General features: G+C 62.5%; 1 protein-coding gene. It reads left to right on the top strand.

What is annotated here, in order from left to right; all coding sequences use genetic code 11:
* Nucleotides 1–792, top strand: a 792-nt coding sequence (locus C666_RS19130) for a transposase (RefSeq protein WP_004351568.1), incomplete at its 5' end; no start/stop codon positions are given.
* Between the last annotated feature and the right edge of the window lie 88 nt (nucleotides 793–880).

Below are 880 nucleotides of genomic sequence, written 5' to 3'. Positions count from 1 at the left end.
CCGGATTCGGGCTACATGGTGCGCGAAGGCAAGCCGGTGGGTTTCTTCTACCTCGATCACCGCACGGTCGATGGGGTGCATGCACTGATCGTCGATACCCACGTCACGCCCGGCAATGTCCACGACAGTCAGCCCTACCTGGGCCGACTGGATCGGGTACGTGAGCGTTTCCTGTTACCGACCGGGGCGGTCGGCCTCGATGCGGGCTACTTCACTCCCTACGTATGCAAGGGCCTGATCGAGCGTGGTCTATACGCGGTCATGGGCTACCGCCGACCAAACCATCGGCAGGGCTATTTCTACAAGCGCGATTACCGCTACGACCCAGCCGCCGACACGTATCAATGTCCGGGCGGGCAGACACTGCCCTACCGGGGGACCAACCGCAATGGCTACCGGGAATATGTCTCTGATCCGAAACACTGCGGATCATGTCCCCTGCGCGCGCAATGCACCCAGAGCCGCCACCACCAGAAGCTGCTCACCCGCCATGTGTGGGAGCGCTACAAGGAACAGATCGATGCCCACCGTCTGACCGACCTGGGCAAGCGCCTGTACGCCCCGCGCAAGGAAACGGTCGAGCGCAGCTTTGCCGATGCCAAAGAGCTGCATGGGCATCGCTACGCCCGCTTCCGGGGGCTGGCCAAGGTGCGGGCGCAGTGCCTGCTCTCGGCCGCCTGCCAGAACATGAAGAAGATGGCTTTGCTGCTCGCGCGCAAGGCGCGTGGAGCGGCAAAACGCCTATGTTTGCGCCTGCTCGGGCTCATTGAGTCCCCCCTGCAGCCGGCCTGATGCCTCAAGGCTCGCATCGGGCCCATTTACGGCCGAAAGCCTCTCGCAGACCAGCAACAACCTCTGAAAAAACAAAACCCCCGAAAAA

The organism is Thauera linaloolentis 47Lol = DSM 12138 (genome assembly GCF_000310205.1).
GTDB classification, from domain to species: Bacteria; Pseudomonadota; Gammaproteobacteria; order Burkholderiales; family Rhodocyclaceae; genus Thauera; species Thauera linaloolentis.
Note: the sequence above shows the minus strand (reverse complement) of the source record. Positions and strands in the feature narration are given on the sequence as shown.